General features: G+C 47.7%; 15 protein-coding genes and 2 pseudogenes. 2 read left to right on the forward strand and 15 right to left on the reverse strand.

Features of this window, described 5'->3' with window-relative positions; genetic code table 11:
- Positions 1-42: 42 nt before the first annotated feature.
- From OCV43_RS01270 to OCV43_RS01335, 14 genes and pseudogenes are all read right to left on the reverse strand, one after another.
- Positions 43-885 (reverse strand): annotated as a pseudogene (locus tag OCV43_RS01270) (VirD4-like conjugal transfer protein, CD1115 family); the annotation flags it as partial.
- Between the two features lie 32 nt (positions 886-917).
- Positions 918-1,076, reverse strand: coding sequence for a transposon-encoded TnpW family protein (locus tag OCV43_RS01275; RefSeq protein WP_006428300.1), 159 nt, complete (start codon positions 1,074-1,076; stop codon positions 918-920).
- Positions 1,077-1,218: 142 nt separating this feature from the next.
- Complete coding sequence (locus OCV43_RS01280; protein ID WP_262623201.1) at positions 1,219-3,090, reverse strand: AAA family ATPase; 1,872 nt, start codon at positions 3,088-3,090, stop codon at positions 1,219-1,221.
- 13 nt (positions 3,091-3,103) lie between these two features.
- Complete coding sequence (locus OCV43_RS01285; protein WP_262623202.1) at positions 3,104-3,280, reverse strand: hypothetical protein; 177 nt, start codon at positions 3,278-3,280, stop codon at positions 3,104-3,106.
- Between the two features lie 41 nt (positions 3,281-3,321).
- Positions 3,322-4,818, reverse strand: a complete 1,497-nt coding sequence (gene mobQ, locus OCV43_RS01290) for a MobQ family relaxase (protein ID WP_262623203.1) — start codon at positions 4,816-4,818, stop codon at positions 3,322-3,324.
- A complete protein-coding gene (locus tag OCV43_RS01295; protein ID WP_055260675.1) occupies positions 4,784-5,143 on the reverse strand; it encodes a DUF3847 domain-containing protein in 360 nt (119 codons plus the stop codon). The genes mobQ and OCV43_RS01295 overlap by 35 nt, the downstream gene beginning before the upstream one ends.
- A 128-nt stretch (positions 5,144-5,271) precedes the next feature.
- Positions 5,272-5,592, reverse strand: a complete 321-nt coding sequence (locus tag OCV43_RS01300; RefSeq protein WP_055260677.1) for a DUF6572 domain-containing protein — start codon at positions 5,590-5,592, stop codon at positions 5,272-5,274.
- A gap of 107 nt (positions 5,593-5,699) precedes the next feature.
- A complete protein-coding gene (locus tag OCV43_RS01305) occupies positions 5,700-5,942 on the reverse strand; it encodes a hypothetical protein (protein ID WP_148447517.1) in 243 nt (80 codons plus the stop codon).
- A gap of 330 nt (positions 5,943-6,272) precedes the next feature.
- The gene (locus OCV43_RS01310; RefSeq protein ID WP_015573038.1) at positions 6,273-7,805 is read right to left on the reverse strand and encodes a hypothetical protein; all 1,533 of its coding nucleotides are present in this window, start codon (positions 7,803-7,805) and stop codon (positions 6,273-6,275) included.
- Between the two features lie 131 nt (positions 7,806-7,936).
- Positions 7,937-8,221, reverse strand: a complete 285-nt coding sequence (locus OCV43_RS01315; RefSeq protein ID WP_005944778.1) for a DUF6809 family protein — start codon at positions 8,219-8,221, stop codon at positions 7,937-7,939.
- 13 nt (positions 8,222-8,234) lie between these two features.
- Positions 8,235-8,612 carry a TnpV protein gene (locus OCV43_RS01320; protein WP_005944774.1) on the reverse strand — a complete coding sequence of 126 codons (378 nt, stop codon included), beginning with the start codon at positions 8,610-8,612 and terminating at the stop codon, positions 8,235-8,237.
- 4 nt (positions 8,613-8,616) lie between these two features.
- Positions 8,617-11,538: a DUF4368 domain-containing protein gene (locus OCV43_RS13955; RefSeq protein ID WP_262623204.1), complete on the reverse strand. Its 2,922-nt coding sequence runs from the start codon at positions 11,536-11,538 to the stop codon at positions 8,617-8,619.
- Positions 11,535-12,008, reverse strand: coding sequence for a PcfB family protein (locus OCV43_RS01330; RefSeq protein ID WP_118555766.1), 474 nt, complete (start codon positions 12,006-12,008; stop codon positions 11,535-11,537). Before OCV43_RS01330 ends, OCV43_RS13955 begins: the two co-directional genes overlap by 4 nt.
- A 36-nt stretch (positions 12,009-12,044) precedes the next feature.
- Positions 12,045-12,989 carry a DUF6017 domain-containing protein gene (locus OCV43_RS01335; protein WP_118555767.1) on the reverse strand — a complete coding sequence of 315 codons (945 nt, stop codon included), beginning with the start codon at positions 12,987-12,989 and terminating at the stop codon, positions 12,045-12,047.
- A 71-nt stretch (positions 12,990-13,060) separates the two neighbouring features.
- Here OCV43_RS01335 and OCV43_RS13890 point away from each other — a divergent pair, with 71 nt between their 5' ends.
- Entirely contained in the window at positions 13,061-13,402 is a 342-nt protein-coding gene (locus OCV43_RS13890; protein ID WP_199679560.1) for a hypothetical protein, read from the forward strand.
- Between the two features lie 50 nt (positions 13,403-13,452).
- Here the strand turns inward: OCV43_RS13890 and OCV43_RS13960 are convergent.
- Positions 13,453-13,911, reverse strand: a pseudogene (locus OCV43_RS13960) (glycerol-3-phosphate responsive antiterminator); the annotation flags it as partial.
- Between the two features lie 62 nt (positions 13,912-13,973).
- Here OCV43_RS13960 and OCV43_RS01350 point away from each other — a divergent pair.
- On the forward strand, positions 13,974-15,737 hold the full coding sequence (locus tag OCV43_RS01350) for a glycoside hydrolase family 13 protein (protein ID WP_262623205.1): 1,764 nt from the start codon (positions 13,974-13,976) through the stop codon (positions 15,735-15,737).
- The last annotated feature ends 1 nt before the right edge of the window (position 15,738 follow it).

Genomic DNA, 15,738 nt, shown 5'->3' on the forward strand with positions numbered 1-15,738 from the left:
AAAACGGCTCAAAAAATGTTGTGGGAAATAAAAATGCCGCCGTTACGTTTCGGCGGCTGCGTCCTCGTCGGACAAATCTATTTCGTATATGTCAAAAGGTTCGTCGGGCTTTACGATTGCCGGACGGGTGGACATATACCGTTCAACGTCAAAAGCGTTTTTCTTGTCGAAGTCGGAAAGGTACTTGTAGTTCGGGTGCTGCGTTATATCGTATTTGTCGCTGAAAAATGGGCGCACGCCGCGCAACTGCAAAATACATTTTCCTCCGTCCATAACTGCGATTTCGTCCTGTGTCATCAACTCCTTTCCCAATTTTTGATAATTGAGGCCATGAGAAACCTGCGTGCCGCGATTTTCGGAAGTGTTGAAACTGTCGATTGTTTCCCGTCCCAAGTTTTCCGAAATATCCTTTGCATTTTTCCCGCGCCCTCCCAAAAACAAGGTGCTGTCGGCATTGTCAAGTATGATTTCTGCCGCGTCCTTGTAAATGGCTTTTAGCTGGCTCTGCGATTGCAGAATGATAGAAGCCGATATTTCCCGGCTGCGGATTGTGGCAATCAATTTTTCAAACTGCGGGATTTGCCCGATGTTTGCAAACTCGTCTAACAAGCACCGCACATGGACGGGCAGTTTGCCGCCGTATTCATCGTCGGCCTTGTCGCAAAGCAAATTGAAAAGCTGCGATTGCAGCATAGCGATAACAAAATTAAACGTGCTGTCCGTATCGCTCATTATGAGAAAAAGCGCGGTCTTTCTGTCGCCTAACGTATCAAGTTCTAATTCGTCGTAGGACATGAGATCGCGGAGTTCCTTTATATCGAAAGGGGCAAGCCGCGCACCGCAAGAAATAAGGATTGATTTTGCTGTCTTGCCAGAGACGAAAAGTCAAGGACTTTTTCATCAAATTCAAAAAGAAGTCACATTTTGCGGACTTCCTCACGGAGCAGACGCTTGATTTTGTCCTCCATTGTCTCTTTTGCGGTCTGGCTGAAATGCACACGGACGATATAGGTTGTCTTGCCGATCTGCTTTCTGACAGTCGGGCAAGTGGCGGTGTTGGTTGCGGTATTGTTCATTCAAAATCCTCCTGTAAATGAAAAATGCCCGGTGACTGTTCATCATCGGGCGGTGTCGGTATGAGGGAACAAGGCAAGGCGGCAACATTAAGGTATCTATAAAAACCTTGCCGTCTTTGCCACGCTTGCCGTGTTCCTGTTGTCAATCTCGGAGATAGCAGACCCATGCTGTGCCGTCTTTCTCGGTCACAAGTCTGTCCCCGATACGGCTCTTTGCCGTTCTCATGGTGCGTGAGGAAATCCCACGCTCATTGACTGCCTTTTCCAGCTCTGCGCTCGGCATACGCTTTCCATCTGCCAGCAGTTCCAGAATGAGCATTTGCGCCTGTGCGGTCTTGCTTTCGGTCTTGGCGGTGTCTGTCCCGGCAAGAAGCTCGTCAGCGGTAATGTCATAAGCTCCTATCCATTCAAAGCCTTTCTCGTCTCCCAGAGAAAAGGCAAGGGACTGTCCGGGCGGCGCAAGGGAGCTTTTCTCATGGATAAGCACCCTCGTTGTGGGGCTGTCCTTCAGCTTGCCGATAAAAAGCAGACTGCGGACTGCCGCCGTAATGTCGATAGACCCCAATCCCCGGTAGGTGCTTTGCGTTCCTGCGGCTTTGTTGAGGTGTCCGATCAGCACGATAGCGCACCCGGTAGCCTGTGCAATGTCTCCCAGACTGCGGAAGATGGGACGGACTTCATTTGCCCGGTTCATGTCCACATCTGCGCCCAGAAACGCCTGCACCGGGTCAATGATAACCAGCCTTGCGTTGTTCTCACGGATTGCCCTTGCTATGCGCTCATCGGCAAGGGTCAGCGGCGTGTCTCTATCGTCAATGACAAGTACTCTTTCAAGGTCTGCGTCCGCTTCCATCAGCCGGGGCTTAACGGTATCGCCCAGACCGTCCTCGGCGGTCTGATAGATGATATTGAAAGGCTCAAGTGTCTCCATACCGGGTAAAGGCTTTCGATTGGTGCAAGCCGCCGCAAGGCGCATAGCAAAGTAGGTCTTGCCCTCGCCGGGGTTGCCCTGTATGATGGTCAGCTTTCCAAATGGGATATACGGAAACCATAGCCAATCCACGCTCGTCAGCTCCACATCTGCCATACGGAGCATTGGGACAGGCTTGGCGGTGGGCAGCTCTCGCAGCGTGATTGTCTCGGCTATGAATTTGCGGCTGGGAATGTCCCCTTGCTGACGGAGAACATCGTTCCAGTCTTTCCTTGCCGGGACAAGGCGAATGACGGCGATCTCGCTGGGAATGTCCTGCGCCAGTCGGAAGCAGGCTTCACCTCCTGCGGTGTCGCTGTCAAGGCAGAGGAATACTTTTCGGGTGTCCTTGCGTTCAGAAAGAAAACGGTCAAGGGCTTTGCCCGAAACGCCGCCCAGGGCAAGATAATTTCTTGTCTGCCAATCCTGCGGATAAAGGCAGATAAAGGACAAAAGGTCAATCGGCGCTTCAAAAACAAAAAGCTGGTTGCCGTTTCCCTCATAGCGGAACGGATAGGACTTGTCAGACCCGGTAATATCCTGTCTGAATGGGTCTGCCGTTCCTCGCACATGGGCGTATCTTGGCGTACCGCTTCGGTCTCTGCCAACAAAGACAACATTGTGCCGCTTTGCGTCCTCGTAAATATCCCCGGAAAGAAGAAAAGCCTCAACAAGCGTTTTGTTGAGACCTCGGCTTTCGCAAAGATATTGAATTGCTCTATCGGCTGTTCGGTTGTGCAAGGGCAAGTGAAACGCTGTGGGCGGTGCTGTGGTGGCTTCGGTCTGTCCCTCGGCGCTTTCGCCGGTTAAGAGCTGGACTGCTTCGGGAAAGGACTTGCCGTAAAACTCCATGACGAAATCAATGGGATAGCCGCCCTTGCTCTGGCTGTGGCGAAACCACTTGTTTCCCCGAACGGTCAGGCTGTCATGTTCTTTCCAGCGGTATTCCCGTCCGCTTTTGATAAGCGTCTCTCCCTGTGTACGGAGAAAATCTTCCAGACTGACGGCGTTTGCCCGGTCAATCTGTGCTTGGGTGTACTGCATGGGGTGTCCTCCTTTACTCATTGTCATTTGGGGACGGCAGATAGCCTAATTCCTGCAACATTTCAATCTGCTGGTCGGTAAGGGTGGCTTCAAAGGCAAGCTCCTTTCGGGTGCGCTCGTCCAGCTCGATAAGGTCGGAAAGAGGTCTGCCATCGGTCAAGGGGTCTCCGCTTAACAGGCGTTTCGCCATTCTGCGGACGGGGTTTTTCTCGCTTTTCCAATCGTGATAATTCATAGGGATATATCCTCCTTTTTGTGTCGTGTTTGGGGTCGATTTTGGAGCTTTTGTTCCTCTGTACGCTCGTTAAATCGGGCGGCAGTATCTACGCATGACCTGACCTTCCAAAGACGGTGTAAATCGTCTCTGACGGTCTTAAACTCGCCGTAGGTGGTGTCATGTGCCTGTTCCAACTCGTCATACTCTGCGGACAGCTTTTTCACATCCACTTTACCGTCTGGGAACTCCCCGGTCAGCTTTCGTCTGGCGGCGTAGAACTGTTTCAGTTCCGCTTCATGCTCTGCCTTGTACTTGGCTCTGGGCTTCTCAAACTTGATTTTCTGCAAGCCGTCATAGACAGGCTTCAAGCTCTGGAAAGCAGCGGAGCTGTCATAGAGCTGCTTAATTGCTTTCATTCGGGCGGTCTGTTCGTCCAGCGTTTTCTTCAAGCTCTCTGTGGCAGCACTGTGTTCGCTGACACGGTGTTCCAAATCTTCAAGGGAGTAAATGCCGTTTGCCCGGAGATAATTGAAAGTCTCGTTCATCTCCTTTAGGTTGCTGACCTTGCCTTTCTGCGAATATGCCCCGGCTCTGCGGCTGGTGTAATAGGCGTTCAGCAGAGAAACAAGGTCGGGTGCCTGCGGCTTGGCAATCTCCGCTTTTGCTTCGGCAATCCAATCGAACAGGAGAGCGATTTTCTTCTTGATGTCCCGGATAACGGCATTGGTTGCCTTGATCCAGCGGTTGAACTCGCCCTTTTCGGTGCGTATGCCTTTCTTCTCCATTGCCCGGACGGTTGCGCCTTCATGGATAGTGGGAAGTAAATCCACGCCTTGCCGTTCATAGCTGCGGTGGTCGATACGAACATCAATACCTTTTTCCGCAAACTTGGCATTGCACATCTCCGCCCATGCTTCACGCCAATGTTCCAGCGTTTCGGGACTGCCCCAGTCGGTAGTGGGAACGGCGTTGAAAACAAACTCTCCGTTCTGGTCTCGGATACGGTTGCCGTCCTCGTCCAGTTCGTACACCCGGCGTTGCTTTAGTCCCCATTTGCCGTTCTGCTCGATGGGACGGATGGGGCAAAGCACATGAAAATGCGGATTGGGTATGCCGCCGTCCTCACGGTCTGGCTGGTGTACGGCGAAGTCAACCACCATGCCCCGGCTCACAAAGTTCTCCAACAAAAATTGCCTTGCAAGAGCGATGTTTTCCTCAAGGGAAAATTCATTCTGCAAGGCAATGTCAAAGCTGTATGCAAGCTGGGCGTTCTTTCCACGCTCGGCTTTTTCCACGGCATTCCACAAGGTCTGACGGTCTGCAAATTCCGGGGGAGCATGGGACGGCAGGAGAATATCGGAGCAGATCACGCCGCCCTTGCGGGTGTAGTCGCTGTATTCGCCGTAATACTCGCTATACAATCGCTCCCCGGCACGGTAGGCGGCAGAAGCAATAGCGGACTGTCCTGCGCTTCGCTTAGTCTGCGTGACGCTCAGATGAAATAGTGCCATCGGCTTTCAACTCCTTTTCTCTGTTCGCTTGGCTGATATGGGTAATCGCCATGTGACGGACGGCTCGCTGGACTTCGGACAGGGAAAAGATGTGTTCCATCAGCTCTGTCATTTCGGTGCGTGTGAGATCTTTGACCACCGGGGCAAGGCTCTCAATCGTGCCGCCCAGATTGCAAAGACGATGGGTGCGTTTCTGCCTTTCGCCTTTCTCCAGATACTTCTTTCTGTTCTCCAGACGCTCCAGCTTGTGCTGTTCCTGTGCAAGCTGCGTCTCGGCTTGCTCCTTTTCGGCTTGGAGCTGGTCGAGGGTTTTCGGTTTTGTCATTGTGATTGACCTCCTTTTTTGAAAAATGGGGATAAAAAAAGACCGTCAACTTTTCGCATAGTGCGACCAGTCAACGGTCTGATTTTTGGTATTCGGTTTTTGTGTTCAGTTCGGCAAACTGGAAAATGTTAACTAATCTGTGCCTTGATTTTTATCCCTATCTGACCTAATTGATCTTGAGCTACTTGCAAAAATTTCTGGCAGCTATCTGTTATGTCATACTTGAAATGGATTTCTATCATAGCCATCTTAAAATCAGCATTGGGGTATATTTCATCGTACTGTTTGCTTTCGATAAAAGCCACATACGCATTGATTTTATCTTGTAAAATCTTCAAGTGTTCAAACTCATTGTCCCAATTCAAATGGTCGGTAATAAGGAGTACCAAACAAGCATTTTCTTTATCGTTTGCAATTGCGTCAATCTGACTTGCGTTATCAACAGCCACAATATCTCTCCTTTACAGTTCTTTATAAAGGCAACTCGATAAATATGTATTTGTGTCAGTCCCAATGTTTGAAATCATATCCATATTTGACCACAATATTTTTCTTTTCACCCGATGTTTTGATTTTCCAATATATAATCTACAATTTCTTGAATTGTTGCTTCTTTGTCAAGACCATACTCTTCCGGTACAAATATAACTTCAGAAGCTCCTTCATATCCCATCAAATCGTCTATTTCGTCAAAAAAATCATGTATAACATTTTCTTTCACTCTTTTCCCTGTTTCTTTGTCTATACCATGATTTTTAAAAATCCCAACAATTCTTTCTACTTCTTTTCTTGTCATCATTACGCCTCCAAAATATGTTAAATCGTTATATCATGATGCTCCATCGATTTTCCTCCCGTAAGTCCCGATTTGTTTGTTCCATAAAATTCATTTTAGTCGCTTTCAAACTTGCTGGCGGCGAACAGCATTTTATGCTGTTTGCGGACGGCAAGTCCACAGGGGATAGCCGCATTAGCGGCGCAAGGGGGTGTAGCCACCTTGACGGAACGAAGTGACGCAACATTCTCGGTCATGCAGTTTTCTTCTGCTGACCGGGAATGAAGCTCCGCAGGACGCACTACTCTCGATAGGAGAGTATAGAAGTGCGCCCTTAGAGTTCTAAGGGTATTTTTAGATAATTGGGAATGTTTCTTTGTCAAACTGCGTAACATTGAACACGATACGCCACTCGACATCATCACCAACCGGTTCAAAGTGCAGAGCAGAACAAGCAGCATGAAGTTTTTCTTGTGAATTTGTTCCATATATAACTGCTGTCGGACCATCTGCACCACCAATAACACCAACAACAAAACAGGAACTACTGCCAACTGGACGGAACGAATGATCGTCTGGTGTAACTTCTATCGGTCTATCGCCTTCATCACAGTCAAAAACCGAAATGTTCTCCATCGGTTCAGGGGTAAGTGTATAACTCATGGCAATATAATGTGTCGGATAAATCCAGCGATCAGAACCAAAACTATTTTGAGGAACTGTCTGCTGTTCTATTTCCTGCACGGTCAGTGTATGGGTTATTCCGCTAACAGGATGGGAAAACATAAATGAATCTCCGGGTGCGTGAACTTTGAAATGTGAGCCTGGAACTTGTCCTGGTTGCTGCTCCATTGTAAGAAAAAGTTTATTGATTTCAGGGTGATGCTTGGTTCCCCAAGGAAATACGTCTCTGCATATGACCCAGCCATAAGTACTATCCAGCCCATAATGGTCGATTGCCCATTTTGCTTCCAACTCATTGATAACGCCATCTGGCAGACAAGGATTAAAGCTCACAGCGCAGCCATGGGTTGTCTGTAATATTTTCTCGTTTAACTTCAAGCAAGGTTTGAAGTTAAAACAAAGTGGGTTTTCCCATTCCATCTGCATCTGTTGCTCACGGGTAAAATTTTCACATGAGTCATTTTCCCAGTCCAGATTCCATTTTTTCATGAAGTCACGGATGCTTTCTGAATCAACTCGCATACAAAAATCAACGACAAGTCCTTTGCTACATGAATAAGCAGCCGGAATTACCCAATGATATCCAGCCCAATCGAATTGTTTATCCAGCTTGATCTCTTTTCCGGCACGGTCTTTACCTCGATGTCCCCAGAAATCTCCATCAAAGTAGACCTTCCATTCAGGGGCAACCAATTCTGCCTCTGAAGTCATATCATTATCGTAATAATCTTCTGTGTATTTAATCTGACTGTAATCAAAGGAAGATTGCAGGTTTTTGATATATGTCCACGGTTGTTCCATAGGCAACAAATTCATCTTCTCTGAAATTTCCGATAAAGTTTGCTGTTGTTCCTGGGTTGTAGGGTTTTCATTGAGAAAGGCTTCAAACTGTGCTTCGTTCCACATCCACGCTTGTTCCACTGCCGCCACATCACCACAAGCCAGTATAAGCCGCAGAAAGTCGGTAAAATTTTCAGCTACTGGATGAACATAATCAGGAGAAGTATTCATGGGGCTGACAGAGAAAACCATCTCTCCAAATCCACGAATGAAACAGAAGTGGATACCATCTATCCCTGCCCATCCAAAAACCGATGCCCCTTTTGGGGTACAAAAATAATTTGTATTATCCTCACGGAGTTCAACTCCCACAGGACTTAAATCGACACCCCGCTGTAAAAATTTTTTCAAAATTCTATTCATTAAGCATCCCCCCATAAAATTAGTGCTATCATGCTCTTTATTGTAGTAAATTTTATCACAAGAGTGTGAATAAATCTACTGGCGAATGCTGAAACCGCCCGAACAGTTTCTTTCTGCTCAGGCGGCTTTCTTCATCTATTTTTCTTTCTTCTGCTGCACTTGTTCATGGGCTTCCTGCTGAACATCAGCCCAGCGGAAAAGCCATACTTGAAGTGACTTTCACTTTCTTCACATTGGGCGATTGCTGTCTGCGCCCGGAGTTCCTGCACCAGCTCATAGTCCTCTTTGCTGAGCCGCTGGGACAACTGCTCCATGAGCTTTTCACAGGCTATGACTGCCTTTCGGTATTCCGGTGATGTAGGTACAACTGTCTCGCAGGGATAAAACTCCCCATTATACATGGCTTCCAAAATCATAGCTTTACCTCTCTCAACAGTAGATTAGTTCCGTCTTGATGATTTCCTCTGCCCGGCAGCGGATGGAGTTCATTGACTGCACCCATAACATCTGATTTTCCGCTTTCATGGCTTCGGTCACGCCCTCGGCTTTCATCATCTGCCGGATAATCAAGTCCAGCCTGTCTGCCGCCTGCTCGTTCAGATCGGCAACGACGGTGTGGAGCCTGCCGGACAAAATTAGCTCGTTGTAAAGCATGGGACGGTGCAATTTCAGATAGGACTGGTGCAAGCGTCCCCAATGCCCAATAGGTCGGCGTTCCTCCGGCAGCTTCAAGTCCGGCACATAGTAGTCGCCCACCAACACATAGTCCATACCGTTCTCATGGATTCTCGGTTTCAACTCTTTCATAAAATCACGCTCCCTTTCTCGGTCCCAGCTGCGGCAAACTGCTCACCGGGATAAATACCCCTCTGGCAATATCCTCGGTGCGGATTGCCTGTTTTCTGGCTTCAATCTCCGCTTTTTTCTTGGCTTTCGTGCGCTCCTCATACTCTTTCTGTTTACCATTGGCTTTCCGCTTCAAGTAGTTCTGGTGGAGCCTGTCCTTGCGTTCCTCACGCTTGCGGATTTCCTCTAATTCCTCCGGGGTAAGCTCCACTTCGCCAAACGCAGGGGGAACGAAACGACCCACGAAATTGAAGTAAATCTCGACCTCCTGTGTGGTCTGAATACTGCCCTTGCGGTCACGCTCATGCACAAGGATTTTCTCAATAAACTCATTGAGCATGGCAATCGTCAGCTTGTCGAAGTTCTCATACTTGTCAATCAGAGCGATAAAACGGTCAGCGTCCTTTTCGTGCTTCTCGTAGCTCTTGATAGCCTTTTCCAGAACAGAGATTTCAGCGGTAAGCTCGGTCTGCTCCTTTTCATATTGAGCGTCCAGAGTGGCATATCTGCTGTCAGACAGCTTTCCTAAAATGTTGTCCTCATAGATTTTGCAGAGCAGGACTTCCAGCTCGGAAACTCTCTGCTTTGCGGTGGCAAGGCGTGTCCGCTGTTTCTTGACCTCTGCCGTCTGCTGGCTGGACTGCGCTTCCTGCACCACTCGGACAAACTCGGCTCTGTCATGCTTCGCATACTCGGCAATAGCTTTGAGCATTTCGGAAACAAGGGACAGTACCACATCTTCATTGATACGGTGCTGTGTCGTGCAGAGCTTTCCAACTGGGACTTTGCTGTATTGGGAACAGGTATATTGAGAAATACGCTTGCCGTTGTTGGTACGGTGGACATACATCTTGCCGCCGCAATCGGCACAATAAAGCAAGCCTGTGAGGGGAGCTGCTTCGCCCCAGCCGTCCGGGTAGCGTCTGACATTCCCACGGATTTTCTGCACAAGGTCAAAGGTCTGCTGGTCAATGATAGCTTCATGGGTATTCTCGAAAATTGTCCATTCGTCCTCCGGGACATAATGGCTTTTCTTGTCCTTGAAGTGCTTTCGGGTCTTGAAGTTGATGGTGTGTCCCAGATATTCACGCTTTTCAAGAATGTTGCAGATGGTGGAAGAACCCCAGCCGTACACATCTTTGAAGGTCTTATTTTTGTTCACGCCCTCGCCGTGCCGGGCAAGGTAAGCGGACGGAATGAGGACTTTTTCTTCTTTCAGCTTGCTGGCGATCTGATACGGACCGTAGCCGTCAATCGTCATGGCAAAGATGCGCTTGACCACCTCGGCGGCTTCGGGGTCAACCAACCATTGGTCTCTGGCTTCGTTCCAAAGATAGCCGTAAATGACCGTGCCTGTGAGGTGCTTGCCGGACTTGCCTTTGGACTGGAAAGTGGAACGGATTTTACGGCTGGTGTCTCTGGCGTAGTATTCGTTCATAATGTTGCGGAAAGGGGTAAAATCATCGTCCCCTCTGGCACTGTCCACGCCGTCATTGATGGCGATAAGGCGAACGCCACGCTGACGCAGGATTTCCATAATCTGACCGACTTTCAGATAGTCACGACCCATGCGGCTCATGTCCTTGATGCACAAATACTCCACATTCCCGGCTTCCACTTCTTTCATCATTGCTAAAAATCCGGGACGGTCAAAGCAAGTACCACTAATGCCATCGTCCGTGAAATGGACAATGTTTGTAAAGCCCTGCCGTGCGGCGAACTCCTCCAACATTGCCTTTTGATTGGATATGGAATTGCTCTCACGCTGTTGGTCATCATCTTTGCCAAAGTCATCACGGCTCAGTCGTTCGTACAGAGCTGTGATTTTCTCATTTTTTCTCATAACTTGCGCTCCTTTCTTCGGTTTTAGGTTGTGTGTTCTAAGAGACTTCCCAACCGCTTGATTAAGAAGTCTTTTAGAGCATACAACACCCGCCGCTAATTTGTACTTTCGGTACTGCTTCACCGCGAAATGGTCGGGGTCGCGTTCCTCCAAGTCGGCAAACAGCAGATCGACGGGGCTTTGATATTCCTCGTCGTCCTCGCGGGCTTCGCTGGCGTTGATAAGTTCCAACAGGGTAATAAAGTTCTTTTCCGCTGCGGGGGCTTCGTACCAGATGTAGCCCACCAACGCGCAATACAAAAGCCGTTCTGCCTTTACCCAAAAATCCTCTGCGCTTTTTTCGCCCTCACCTTTGGTATTCGCTATCAACGTATTTACCAGCTTCAAAATATCTTTCTCGCTGCGGATATACACAAAGGGGTTGTAGTGCATGGATTTTTTGAAGTTAATCGTATTCAATACCTTAATGCGGTAGCCTGCCCGTTGCAGCAGCTTCCCGCACTCAATCAAAACCGTACCTTTCGGGTCTGTCAAGACGTAAGAGGAATGAAGCTGCATTAAATTAGGCTTGACGAAAAACCTTGTTTTTCCGCTGCCGCTGCCGCCGATCACGACGACGTTCTTATTTCTCGCGTACTTCGGCTGCTTCGGGCGGCTGTTCATGGTAAGCCGTTCCGTCTGCGTCAAAATGATGTTGTTTTGAAACTCCGGGTCTATGTAGGGCTTTATATCTTCGGCGTTGCCCCATCGGGCAGAGCCGTACTCCGCGCCCTTGCGGTATTTCTTCGCGTTTTTCCCTTTGACATAGACAATCAAGCGGATAACCACCGCGCCGACAATGCCGACAAGCAAATCCAGAGGGTAAATGCTCGGCAAGGCGTTTTCAAAGGCTGCGGAAAATCCTTTTGTGATATTCAGTATCTTTGCGGATATATCCGCGCCGGGGGCAAGCCGCACCGCCTGTCCGACTTTATCAAAGAGATAGACAAAGAACACATAGGGGATATTCGGAAGTATCAGCTTTTTGTAGTTTATCTGCTTCATATCTCGCGCCCCCTGTCCATTTTCTTTACCTTGTCGCGGGCGGCGTTAAGCTGCTTCGCCTTGTCCTTTGCAGCGGCAAGGGCTTTGCGGATAGAGGGCTTTTTATCCCGGTTCAGCTTCTTTGCAGAAAACTCTTGAAACGCTGCGGTCATAACGTCTGCGTCCCGGCCTTTGAAAAACACAAGGTAACGGGTCTGTTCACCCTTAACCTTTTTCAGCGAAAAATCTATGTTGTATTTCTTCGCCGTACTCTCAAAGGCTTTAATATTGCTGTCGGTGATCTCGATGTTGGAAACGCCCGCGTTCTGCTTCATAAGCTGCCGCATGGTCTGTTTCCCATGTGCGGGCTTGCTTTTCTGCTCCAAAAACTTTTGGATTGCTTTCTGCAACGCCTGTTCGGTAAGCCGCGCCGCGCCTTTTCCCACTTTGACGTATAGGGCAATCGTTTTTTGGGTTACTTCTTCCTGCAAGGTATCAACTCCTTTCCCGGTAAAGTGCGGCTATGCTCATTCGCCGCCGTATAAGTCGTGATTGACAAGGGCGGTATAGTAGCTGTCAATGGTACTCGGCGCGTTGAACAGCACCGCTTTTAGATACTGCTTGATGTTGCGCACTTTGGTTGTGTTCTCCCTCATGCAATCCAAAACGAACTCAATATGGCTGCTGTTCAGCTTCAAAAACTTTGATTTCACTAATTCGGCGGGGTAGTCGTCCCCGGCAATACGGATTGTCTTTCGCGCTGTGCAGACGGTTTCCAGCATAAGGTCAACAATCTCGTCCAAGCGGTCTTTGTCAATTTTGCAGTTTTGAATGAGATGGTCGTATTCGATATTGTCCTTGATAATCTCCCTGTAAATCTCTACTGCGCTATTGCTTTTCGCTTCCGTTCTTTTCCTTTCCGACGGCGTAGCCGCTTTGCCCTGTTCGAAGGGCAAGGGATTTAGGGAATGGAATGGAAAGGAATGGGTACTTGATAAATCAGTAATTGATTGTTCTTTACTTGATATATCTTTATTTAATTGCGTTGGATTTTCCAACGTAGGTTTTTCCTGCGTAGGTTTTTCCAACGTTGGATTATCCAATGTTGGATTTTCCAATGTAGGTAAATCCAATATAGGCGGCTGTCCGCCGCTGGTAGCTGCTTCCGGCTCTCGCGGCTGCGGCTGCTCGTATATGACGTAATCCGCGCCCCGCAAGCGTCCCTTTTCGTCGCGTTCCCGGCTGCGCACGATATATCCGGCTTTTTCGAGTTCCTTTACCGCTTCGCGGATTGCGTCGATCTTCTCCCGGTTGATATGGGATAAGCCCGCAAGGGTATAATCCCAATCCTCCGGCAAAGACAGCATTTGCGACAACAAGCCCTTTGCCTTTAAGGACAATTCCTTGTTGCGCAAGTGGTGGTTGCTCATAACGGTATATCCCGTATTTCGCTCCACTCTGAAAACTGCCATTTTTCCTCACTTCCTCTCTTGATCTGCGTGGACAATTAGAAAGCCGTTTTCGGCGGTTTTGGTATTGCAATATGCCCTTTGCCGTTTTCGCGTCTGCAAAGCCGCATGGCACAAGGGCTTTTGCCCGTCTATTTGTCCATGCTGGCGGGCGTTTTCCGCGTCCTTTTGCCGGGGCAATAGGGACACTTTTTGAAAACGCAAAACTCATATTTCCATTGTGGGCGGTAGAAACGGCAAGTGCCGCAATCTTCATCATCTCCGGCACAACCGGATTGATAGCGGTCAAATCCCGGCTTCTGCTGCATGAGCAGTTCAAATGCCCGCTGCTTGCCCTTTGTGAAATACATTCCGGCTGCGCCTCCTTTCCTGCGGGCATAAAAAAACGCCACAACTTCTTTGAAGCTGCGGCGTAGTATGCAGAAAGGGACGCTATCTTTCGATAACGTCCCTTTTGCTTGGTTATTCACTTGTAACCTGTTTGCCCGCTGTCCTTAAAACGCGATGATATAAGGGTTTTTGCTTGTTTTCTTATCTCACCGCGCTTAATAACAGGGACTTTGGAAATCCGGCATATGCGGGATACAACCTTAGGCATCAGTGCCGGCAGGATTTCGATGTAATCCGGTTTAACAGAGCGAAGCTGCTTTTCGATGCTGCTGTAAGCCATGGAATCGATGACAAAGAAACGCAGAATCGTGGAAAGTTCTAATTCCCTGGCTCGTTTAATAAGAGCTGGTTTGGTAGTGATAATACCGTCAGCCCGGGTAAATTTCTAAATGAAATCCACGGCAATCTCTTTCCCGGAAAGACCGTTAATTAAATCAATGTGTACCATAGCGTCTCTACAGTTGGAAAGCATAATATAACCGCCTTTCTGAATCTTTGTAACTATTATACCTGTATTTGAAAAAATGATAAAGAGAAATGAAAAGAAATATGTTATAATTTAAAGACAAATATATCGCAAAGAGAAAGAGGAAACAAATGGATTTTAATGCAGTTTATCATCAGGCGAGTGACAATTATTGTTATCCGCTGAATGAAGAGGAGTTAATTATTAATATTAAGACGGGATATGATGTGCAATCGGTATCCATCATATTAGGAGACCCATTTGCTGTTGGTATCTTAGGTGGCGGAGAGCATTGGGATGGAACGGAAGAGGCAATCATTTATAAGAAGCGTCTGAAAAATCAGATTTGGTGGACAACAACCGTCCGACCGGAGTATAAACGTCTGAAATATTATTTTAAGTTACAGACAGAAAATGAAAGCTGGTTCTATTTTGAGGATGGATTTGTCAGTGATGAGCAGATGCATCTGGAAGGCAGAAGCCGCCAGTGCTTTGTATTTCCATGGATGAATCCATGTGATGTGCCACGGACACCTGCCTGGGTAAATGATACCGTATGGTATCAGATTTTCCCGGACCGTTTCTGTAACGGCGACCATTCCATTGACCCGGAGGATGTAGTGCCGTGGCGTGAGCATGGCAGGGTGAAAAATGAGGAATGCTTTGGCGGAGATCTGGCTGGAATCACAAGTAAGCTGGATTACCTGCAGAATCTTGGAATCAATGGATTATACCTGACACCAATCAATGAGTCACCATCCAACCATAAGTATGATACGACGGATTATACAAAGATAGACCCACGGTTCGGAGATGAAGAGACATTGATTCATCTGGTGGAAGAAGCACATAAACGTGGCATCCGTGTAATGTTAGATGGCGTGTTTAATCATTGCGGATATTATTTTGCACCGTGGCAGGATGTCCTTGAAAAAGGACCGGAATCAGAATATTATGACTGGTTTATGATAAATGAATGGCCATTTGACCGGAATGGAAAAGCTGCAAAGAAAAAACAGATTTATACCTTTGCCTTTTATGATGGAATGCCGAAAATCAATACCAATAATCCGGAGGTCAGAAAATATTTTGTCGATATCTGTGCAAACTGGGTGGAGCATTATGGTATTGACGGAATCCGTCTGGATGTGGCAAATGAGGTATCTCATCGATTCTGTAAGGAGCTGCATGCCAGAGTAAAGGAAATTAACCCGGACATTTATATTTTAGGAGAAATCTGGCACAATGCACTTCCGTGGCTTCGCGGGGATGAATTTGATGCCGTTATGAATTATCCACTGGGACAAAGTATTAAGGATTTCTGGATAGATAAAAGCCTGACCAATGAGGATTTTGAGTATACGATTAACCGCTGCTATACAAGCTATATGCAGCAGACCAATGATGTGCTTTTCAATCTTCTGGATTCTCATGATACAAAGCGGCTCCGCTCGGATGTGAAAAATCTGGATGAGTATTTTGCGCAGATTGCAGTATTATTTGCAATGCCGGGCAGTCCTTGCATTTATTACGGAACGGAAATTGCAATGGAGGGAAGCTATGATCCGGATTGCAGACGTTGTATGCCTTGGAAGGACATTGAGGCTGGAAAATATGCTGAACGCAGTAAAATTATTGCAACACTGATTCACCTGCGCAGGCAGGAACCACTTTTAAAAAGCCGCAATTTCCATTTCCCAAATGATTATGCCAAGTACAAGCGTGTTATCCAGTTCCGGAAAGTGGATTTTCCGGATTGTTATGTGGAAGTAATCATCAATTGCTGTGAGGAAGATGTGGAAGTAGAACAGCAGGGAGAAATCCTGCTTGCCCGCCACTACATTGATTCCACACTTTTGTCTAATGGCGTGCTGATAAGAAGAATAAGAAAGTAAG

Origin of the sequence: Roseburia amylophila, from assembly GCF_025567465.1 — a bacterium.
GTDB lineage: Bacteria > Bacillota > Clostridia > Lachnospirales > Lachnospiraceae > Roseburia_C > Roseburia_C amylophila.